The organism is Clostridium sp. AM42-4, from assembly GCF_003480105.1.
Classification (GTDB): Bacteria; Bacillota; Clostridia; order Lachnospirales; family Lachnospiraceae; genus Brotaphodocola.
Genome location: NZ_QUIK01000034.1, coordinates 1 through 9,222 on the forward strand (window position 1 = coordinate 1; position 9,222 = coordinate 9,222).

At 49.9% G+C, this 9,222-nt stretch carries 8 protein-coding genes; all 8 read right to left on the reverse strand.

The features are described 5' to 3' along the window. Positions 1 to 53 precede the first annotated feature (53 nt). Positions 54 to 1,982, reverse strand: a complete 1,929-nt coding sequence (gene ftsH / locus DW922_RS16790) for an ATP-dependent zinc metalloprotease FtsH (RefSeq protein ID WP_195715099.1) — start codon at positions 1,980 to 1,982, stop codon at positions 54 to 56. 236 nt (positions 1,983 to 2,218) lie between these two features. Further along, complete coding sequence (locus DW922_RS16795; RefSeq protein WP_118727139.1) at positions 2,219 to 3,661, reverse strand: M20 family metallopeptidase; 1,443 nt, start codon at positions 3,659 to 3,661, stop codon at positions 2,219 to 2,221. A 140-nt stretch (positions 3,662 to 3,801) separates the two neighbouring features. Continuing rightward, a complete protein-coding gene (locus DW922_RS16800) occupies positions 3,802 to 4,560 on the reverse strand; it encodes an amino acid ABC transporter ATP-binding protein (protein ID WP_182431734.1) in 759 nt (252 codons plus the stop codon). Between the two features lies 1 nt (position 4,561). Continuing rightward, complete coding sequence (locus tag DW922_RS16805; RefSeq protein WP_118721384.1) at positions 4,562 to 5,347, reverse strand: amino acid ABC transporter permease; 786 nt, start codon at positions 5,345 to 5,347, stop codon at positions 4,562 to 4,564. An 18-nt stretch (positions 5,348 to 5,365) separates the two neighbouring features. Further along, positions 5,366 to 6,301 carry a transporter substrate-binding domain-containing protein gene (locus DW922_RS16810; RefSeq protein ID WP_195715100.1) on the reverse strand — a complete coding sequence of 312 codons (936 nt, stop codon included), beginning with the start codon at positions 6,299 to 6,301 and terminating at the stop codon, positions 5,366 to 5,368. Positions 6,302 to 6,595: 294 nt separating this feature from the next. Then, positions 6,596 to 7,285 (reverse strand): HAD family hydrolase, encoded by a 690-nt coding sequence (locus DW922_RS16815; protein ID WP_347560331.1) that lies wholly within the window; start codon positions 7,283 to 7,285, stop codon positions 6,596 to 6,598. A 141-nt stretch (positions 7,286 to 7,426) separates the two neighbouring features. Beyond that, on the reverse strand, positions 7,427 to 8,827 hold the full coding sequence (locus DW922_RS16820) for a sodium-dependent transporter (protein WP_118727141.1): 1,401 nt from the start codon (positions 8,825 to 8,827) through the stop codon (positions 7,427 to 7,429). Between the two features lie 199 nt (positions 8,828 to 9,026). Further along, a partial coding sequence (locus DW922_RS17835; RefSeq protein ID WP_207666309.1) for a hypothetical protein occupies positions 9,027 to 9,222 on the reverse strand: 196 nt, incomplete at its 5' end.

Below are 9,222 nucleotides of genomic sequence, written 5' to 3' on the forward strand. Positions count from 1 at the left end.
ATGCATGGCGGCTGCGGGAGCTTTCGCACCTCGTTTGTTATCATGCGATATTGTTACTGCGCAGCTTCTTCCTGACTCACCGGAGCGCTATCTTCCTCTGTTTCCTTCCCGGCATTCAGAATCTCCATAAATTCCTCACCGGTAATGGTCTCGCGCTCCAGCAGATAAGCGGAAATCTCGTTTAACTTGGCTGCATTGTCCTTTAGGATCTGCGTTGCCTTGTCATACTGCTGTTTTACGATGTTGACGACTTCTTCATCGACCAGTCTTGCAGTCTCCGGGGAACATACCATGGAAGTATCGCCGCCCAGATACTGGTTATTCACGGTTTCCAATGCTACCATACCAAACTGGCTGCTCATACCGTACCGGGTTACCATGGCACGTGCGAGCTTGGTCGCCTGCTCGATATCGTTTGCCGCACCGGTCGTGATGGAATGGAAGATAAATTCCTCTGCGGCACGACCGCCGGTCAGCGTCGCGATCTTGTTTAATGCCTCTTCCTTGCTCATCAGGAAGCGCTCACCCTCTTCTACCTGCATGGTATAACCGAGGGCACCGGAGGTACGCGGGATGATGGTGATCTTATGCACCGGGGCGCTGTTGCTCTGGCACGCTGCTACCAGCGCATGACCTACCTCATGGTAAGATACGATACGCTTCTCATTCATGGACACACCGGCATCTTTTCTCTGGTAACCGGCAATAACGACCTCAACACTCTCTTCCAGGTCAGCCTGTGTTACAAAGGCACGGCCCTGGCGTACCGCACGCAATGCGCCCTCGTTGATGATGTTAGCGAGTTCTGCACCGCTGGCACCGGAGGTTGCACGTCCGATCGCATCGAAATCGATGTCACTTCCGAGTTTTACATTCTTTGCATGAACTTTCAGGATTGCTACACGCCCCTTCAGATCCGGAAGCTCAACCGGGATCCGGCGGTCAAAACGGCCAGGACGAAGCAGCGCCTTATCCAGGGACTCCGGACGGTTGGTTGCTGCCAGGATCACAACACCCTTGCGGCCATCGAAACCATCCATCTCGGTTAACAGCTGGTTTAACGTCTGCTCACGCTCATCATTTCCGGAGAAACCGGAACCATCACGCTTTTTACCAATGGTATCGATCTCATCGATAAATACGATACAAGGTGCCTTTTCATTTGCCTGCTTAAACAGATCACGCACCTTGGCTGCGCCCATACCAACGAACATTTCCACGAATTCCGAACCGGAAATGGAAAAGAACGGGACATGTGCCTCACCAGCTACTGCCTTTGCAAGCAGGGTTTTACCAGTTCCAGGAGGGCCCACAAGCAGTGCTCCTTTCGGCAAGACTGCTCCGATGTCTGCATACTTCTGCGGATTATGCAGGAAATCCACGATTTCCTTTAATGCTTCCTTTGCTTCTTCCTGGCCTGCTACATCCGCGAAGGTTTTGCCGGTCTCAGTCTCTGCGTAGATCTTGGCATTGGACTTTCCGAAGGTCATGGCATTTCCCATGCCGCCCATCCGCTTGGCCATGCTCTTACTAAGGAGCTGGCCAATGATCACAAACATCAGGATCGGCAGAAGCCAGCTGAAAATAAAATTCTGCAGAGGTGATGCCTGTGTCGGGATCGTCTCTGAGAAACTGATGCCTGCATTTCTCAGTCTGGTCGTCAGGTCATCATCCGGCCAGATACCTGTTTTGTACAGTTTAATATCTGCGTTTTTCCATGACTTCATGGGAAGCTGGCCATTTAAAACCTGCTGCACATCCTCTGTCCAGAAGGTCAGCTGATTGTCTCCTCTTGTTACTCCTGCGATCTGTTTGTTGTCCAGCATATCCAGAAACTGATCGTAGGTGACTTCCGTTACGGAACGCTCTGCCAGGGCCGGCATAACCAGCGCATTCAGCAGAACCGTAATCAGAAGAATAATGCCATAGTAATAAAGCAGCTTTTTATTTGGCCGCTTTGGTCCGTCTTCTTTCATACCCATACGTTTGCTCTCCTTTATGTCTTTCGTGTTGTATCCAGAATTTTTGCAGCTGTTCTTCTCTCTTCACATATGGCGTTCACACACTGCCCTTCCCCCATATGTGACTGAAAACGAATGTTTCCCAGCTTTTTCTGTTCTATTAAGTATACAACAGAAGCGGGGGATTTTAAACCCCCGCTCCTGTTAAAACTTTCTAAATTCTTTGTGTCGCATCTGTGAACTGCAAATTTAACAAACTAATCCGGGATCACCGGGACTGCGTCCGCCGGGACCGGGCTCACAAAGCCTGCTGCCGTGCGCTTTTCAAATTCTGCCCTTGCTTCTTTTAAGATTTCCGGCTGGTTATAAAGGTCGATGGCTGCCGCCGCCAGTACCTTTCCAGCATGGACCGCTGCCTTGTGTCCAATTTCAGTTCGGTCGCAGGAAACATTCTGCCAGCTGTGTCCCGGGCAGCCGTTTGGCCATGCAGCCACATGGATCTGCGCAGTCGGAGTCAGCCAGCTCACATCACCTACATCGGTAGACCCTGCTTTAAATGCATTCCCCTGGTACAGCGGTGCCAGAAATGCATTCATGGCATGACCGCACGCCTGCTGCATGGCGATGACCTGCTCTTTTGCTTGTTCATCGTTTCCTGCTGCCACACCCGGAACCCTGTCGTTTCCAAGATAGGTTTTCGCGAGAGCATCTGCAAATTCATTCTCCTCTTCCGTATAGGAAGGCACGCCAAGCTCCTCGTAATTTTTATACAGAACCCGCTCCAGCGCAAAGTTGCTGATCGTATCGGAAAGTCCGTCGATAAACTTCTTCTCAAAGGTTGTCTCCGTCATCAGCGCCGCGCCCTGAGCAATCTTATCGACCCGCTTCTGAAGCTCTATCGCCTCTGCTACATGGTTAGAGCGCACCATATAAAGCACACTGGCTTTCGCCTGCACCACATTCGGGCTGCATCCGCCGGCATCCGTGATCGCGTAATGGATCCGCGCCTTGTCACTCATATGCTCCCGCAGATACTGCACGCCCGTGTTCATCAATTCCACTGCATCCAGTGCGCTGCGTCCCTTCTCCGGCGCACCGGATGCATGGGAAGCGATTCCGTGGAACTTGTACTGGGTCTGAATGCAGGCATTGGAAGAACCGGTCGCAACCTCATTGACATCCTCCGGATGCCAGGTCAGTGCCGCATCCAGATCTTTCCAGACACCATCCCGCGCCATAAATGCCTTGGATGCACCGCCCTCTTCCCCCGGACAGCCATATAAGATCACAGTTCCTTCTATTTTATTCTGCTCCAGATAAGCCTTCACGCCAAACGCAGCTGCCATCGCACCGGCGCCCAGAATGTTATGACCACAGCCATGTCCGCTGCCGCCCTCGGCCAGCGGCTTTTCCTCCGTACAGCCCGCGGTCTGTGACAAGCCGGAAAGCGCATCGTACTCTGCCAGAATACCGATCACCGGACGGCCGCTTCCAAAGCTTGCTGAAAATGCCGTATCAATGCCGCTGATTCCCTTTTCTACATGAAATCCTTCCTGCTCCAGCACTTTGCAGTAAAGCGCTGCGGACTTTACCTCCTGCAAAGATAACTCCGCATACTCCCAGATGCGGTCTGCCACATCGCAGATCTGATCTTTTCTGGCTTCAATGGCCGCGAGGGCTGCCTTCTTTTCTTCTGTCATGATATTGATACTCCTCCTGTCTGTTATTTTCCATACAACGCAAAAAGTGCCGGGAACAAGCCCGGCACTCTGATGTAACTTCAAACCATAATCTCAACATTGCTGCTCCTTGTGCCGCAGCAATATAATTATAATCCTTTTTATAATACCTTTGCAAGGAATTCCTTCAGACGTTCATGCTTCGGATGATCAAAGATCTCCTCCGGCGTTCCCTCTTCCAACAGCTTTCCATCTGCCATAAAGAGGACGCGGTTTCCAACCTCTTTTGCGAATCCCATCTCATGGGTTACGACCACCATGGTCATGCCCTCGTGGGCCAGTTCCTTCATAACATCCAGAACCTCACCAACCATTTCCGGGTCCAGCGCGGAAGTCGGCTCGTCAAACAGCATCACCTCCGGCTCCATCGCCAGCGCACGCACAATTGCAACACGCTGTTTCTGTCCGCCGGACAGCTGGATCGGGTAAGCATCTGCACGGTCTTTCAAACCAACACGGTCTAGAAGCTCTAAGGCTTTCTTTTCCGCATCTGCACGGCTGACACCCTTTACCTTCATCGGTGCAAGCACCATGTTCTCCAGAATGGTCATATGCGGAAACAGGTTGAAATGCTGGAACACCATTCCCATGCGCTGGCGCAGGGCGTCAATGTCCAGTTTTACCATTTTTCCGCTCTCATCCTGGTATTTCTTCTTGGTGATGTCGATCCCGTTAAAGATGATGGCTCCTCCGGTCGGCTCCTCCAGAAGGTTCAAGCTGCGAAGGAAGGTGGACTTTCCGGAACCGGACGGCCCGATGACTGCCATGACATCCCCTTTGTTGATGTTGACCGTCACACCGTCCAGTGCCTTGATGGTTCCCATTTTATAATGCTTTTTTAAGTCTTTTACCTGAATCATGCTATCGTTTGTCGCCACGGCTCATTCTCCTCTCAAAATATGCAATGATCTTGGAAGTCGGGAAGCACAGGCAGAAATAAATTGCCGTTGCCACCAGCAGAGGCTCCACGATAACAAAGGTTGCACCCTTAACTGCATTTACAGCAGACATGATATCCTGTACACCGATGGTGTAGGTGATTGCAGACTCCTTAATGATTACAACAAACTCGTTGGCGATTGCCGGGAGAATGTTTTTTAATGCCTGCGGGAAAATGATATAGCGCAGGTTCTGGGTCTGGGACAGTCCGAGGGAACGGGCTGCCTCTGTCTGTCCGCCGTCAATGGACTGGATTCCCGCACGGATGATCTCACACAGATATGCGCCGGAGTTCATGCCCAGAGCCACAACGCCCGGGAAAAACCGGCTAAACTTGATAAATCCGAGGATCTGGAAAGACGGAAGCTGGATGATGCCGAACACGCCGTAGTAGATGATAAACACCTGCACGATAACCGGCGTGGAACGCAGGATCTCAACGTAAGCCGTTGCCAGGAAAGACAGCGGATTAAACTTGCTGATCCAGACAAGCGGACCGCCCTCCCGCATATGACCGTCTTTATCAAGTCCCAATGCCCGGAATGGGCGGACATTGGACATTCTCATCAGTGCCAGTATCAGCGCGATGCAAAAGCCGATTGCAACCGTAAATACGGATAACAGGACTGTAACGATAATGCCCTGCTGAAACAACTCGGCATACGGCGCTATTTTTGAAAAATTGCTCCATTGAACAAAATGACTCATTGGGTGCTCCTTTCAGTCTTAGTTCTGAACGTTTCCTTCTGCGTCCAGAAGACCCTCATATTTCTCACCTGCAGCAAGCTCACCAGCATCAGCGATGAACTTCTCAAGGCTTCCATCCTCTTTTGCAGCTGCGATTGCTTCGTTAACACCAGCTAACAGAGCTTCGTTGCCCTTGCAGACACCGATTGCGGAACCTTCGGTATCGTACGGAACGTCCATAACGATTGCAAGCTCCGGGTAGTTCTGCTGATAACTCTTTGCTACATCCGTCTCGATGTAAGCAGCATCCATCTTGCCGGTTAACAGCTCAGAAATGATATCGGTAACCTTCGGAAGACCAACAATGTCAGCCTCCGGGCTGTTCTCATTTGCCAGATCCATCTGGATGGAACCGATCTGTGCGCCTACGGAAACTTCCGGTTTGTTGATTGCTTCGAAGCTGTTGTAGGTCTCAGCGTTGTCCTTAACAGTTACTAAGGACTGACCGCCGGTATAGTAAATATCAGAGAAATCCATGATGCCCATACGCTTCTCATCCGGGGAAAGACCAGCCATACCAAGGTCAACAGACTTGGTCTGCAGCTCGCTTAATACACCATCGAAATCTACGGTAACAACCTCTAACTCAAGTCCAAGATAATCTGCGATATACTGAGCCAGATCCATATCGAAACCAGACAGATTCGGGGTTCCGTCCTCACCGATTGCGTAGAACTCATACGGAGCGAAGTCCGGGCTGGTTGCTACGGTCAGCTTGCCAGAAGTTACAGTCTCGATCTCAGCTGCTGCTTTGGTTTCCTCAGCGCTGCTCTCTGATGCCTCAGTGCTCTCTGCTGCTTCGGTAGCTGCCTCAGAAGCTGCTGCGGTTGTCTCTGCCGGCTTGCTGCCGCCGCAAGCGGTTACAGAAGCTGCCATACATGCTGCCATGGATAATGCCACGATTTTCTTCTTCATAATAATCCTCCTCGATTTGCATTTATTCATCTACGGATGAATATTCTGCATAAATATAAAACATATACTAACCCATTATATCGGATTTCTGAAATTAATCAAGTGCCATGGAGTGAAAAAAAGAGGAAATCTGCAGATTATCCACAGATTTCCTCTTTTTTCTTCTTTTGTGCGGAAACCATTCACCCAAAACGATGTCTTCCAACTGCATCTTCATGAAACAGGTTCGCTTATTTCAATAATTTTTCCAATAGATTTTCTTCTATAATATTATGTATCGTCACATCCAGAATCTTATACATAAAATTTCAGGATTTTCTCTATCACAGTCTGCGGCTCATCGATCACAAAATCCGGGTGGAATGCTTCCAGTTCCTCACGTCCCCGAAATCCCCAGGTTACGCCGACCGTATGCGCTTTTGCATTCAGCCCTGTCTGCATATCGGTATTGGTATCACCAAAATACAGGCACTCCTCCGGCTTATAGCCAAACTGCTCCAGGATCAGGTTCACACCTGCCGGGTCCGGCTTCTTCGGAATCTCATCCTTCTGTCCTGCCACAACATCGAAATATCCTTTGCCAAACACAGACTCAATATTTTCCACTGTCCGTGCGTGCGGTTTATTAGAAAGAACTGCAATGTGGATTCCCTGTTTCTTTAATGTTTCAAGAAGTTCCCGGATCCCATCATAAGGACGCACATGGTAGAGACAATGCTCCGCAAACAGCTTCATGTAGACAGAAAGCGCTTCCTCATAATGGGTCAGTTTCTCATCCCCACAGTACTGCAGCGCTCTTTTTACCTGCATGCGGTATCCGTCTCCCACAAACTGCTTGACCTGTTCCTCACCGACCGGCCCGTAGCCAAACTCCTTTAATGTCAGATTGGTCGTGTAGGTCAGCGCATCCAGCGTATTTAATAAGGTTCCATCCAAATCAAAAATACAACAGCGAATCATGGCAATTCCTCTCTTTCCTCGCATACATCAGTCCACTATTCATACAAGTGTCGCCAACGACAAAATTTGCCGCTTTCTCGCATTCCAATCATCAAAATTTCTGCATGTGAACATTTTCCAATACTTATGTAAGCAAATAACTACAAATGATTTGAACTCAGCAGTTTAGGCGAAAAACTTCACCCAGATTCCCTGAACAAACAGTCCCAGGATCATGAGCGGTAAAATATACTTCACATACCCGCGGATCCATGCCGGCACCTTGATTCCGACACCCTCATTTGCCTCAGCCCGGTACTTGTCAAAGCCCCAGCCGAAATCCCAGGTGGCAAACAGCAGATACACCAGGGAGCCCAGCGGAAGCAGGATATTGCTCACCAGGAAATCCTCCAGATCCAGCACAGAGCTGCCAGCTCCCAGCGGCTCAAATCCACTGAGTACATTATAGCCCAATGCACACGGAAGGGACAGTACAATGATCAGGATCATGTTGATCTTTGCAGATTTTTTCCGGTCGATCTCGAATAATTCCATATCGCAGGCAATGATATTCTCAAATACCGCAATGACGGTAGAGAAAGCCGCGCAGGACATAAATAAGAAGAACAGGCTTCCCCAGATCCGTCCACCGATCATGGAGATAAATACGTTCGGCAGCGTAATGAAGATCAGGCTCGGACCACTGTCCGGATTGACGCCAAACGCAAAGCACGCCGGGAAAATGATCAGACCCGCGGTAATCGCTACAAAAGTATCCAGTACTGCAACATTGACCGACTCGCCCAGCAGTGTATTATTCTTCTCCAGATAGCTTCCGAAAATCGCCATGGCTCCAATACCCAGGCTTAGCGTGAAGAAGGACTGGTTCATGGCAGACACGATCACCTGACCGATTCCCACGGATTTCATCTTCTCCACGTCAGGAAGCACGTAGAATTTCAGGCCTTCCATACCGCCTTCCAGGAATACGCCATGAATCGCCAAGATGATCATCAGCGACAGCAGACCGATCATCATCACCTTGGTAATACGCTCCACTCCGGCCTGCAGACCAAGAGAACAGATCATGATTCCAAGAATTACCACAACCACCATCCAGAATACATTGATGCCCGGGCTCGCCAGCATCTCACCAAACATTCCCTGAACGCCTTCGGTATCCAGTCCGGTAAATGCTCCGGTCACAAAGCTGTAAAAATAATAAAGCATCCAACCCGCAACCGTGGTATAAAACATCATCAGTACATAGTTGCCAAGCAGCGCCACATAACCATGCAGATGCCACTTGCTTCCCGGTTTTTCCAGCTCCTGATAAGCCTTAACCGGACTTTTGCGGCTTGCACGTCCCACCGCAAATTCCATAGAAAGAACCGGAACACCCATAATAGCCAGAAACAGCAGATAGATTACGACAAAAATGCCGCCGCCGTTTGCTCCAACCACATATGGAAAACGCCATACATTTCCGATACCGATGGCGCATCCTGCTGAAAGCAGCAGAAATCCCAGTCTTGACTGAAAGGTTTCTCGTTGTTTCAAAATATTTTCCTCCTTCTTTTCCCCCATTTTGCCGATTTAATGACTATACTTCATTGTGACAAAACTTGTTTCCGCGTTACCGCAGTACTGGCTATTATACACTATCTGGTCTCAGCCGTCAAACGCCTAGTGCTCACGCATGATCTTGTGTAAACAGCAAATCAAACTATTGGCTTTATATAGGAAAATGCCGAAACCCTTATAAATAAAGGCTTCGGCACACTTTTCAGAAGAGCGCGAGACGTTGCAGAACGTCCAGTGGACGTTCGCTTTGCAACGACCGGAGCGGAGCGGAGACCTCGAACATTCGAGCCCGGCAGGGCTTGAACAGCACAAGAAAGGGTATCCATTTCGGATACCCTTTCTTGTACTCTTGAGAGCGCGAGACGGGACTCGAACCCGCGACCCCGACCTTGGCAAGG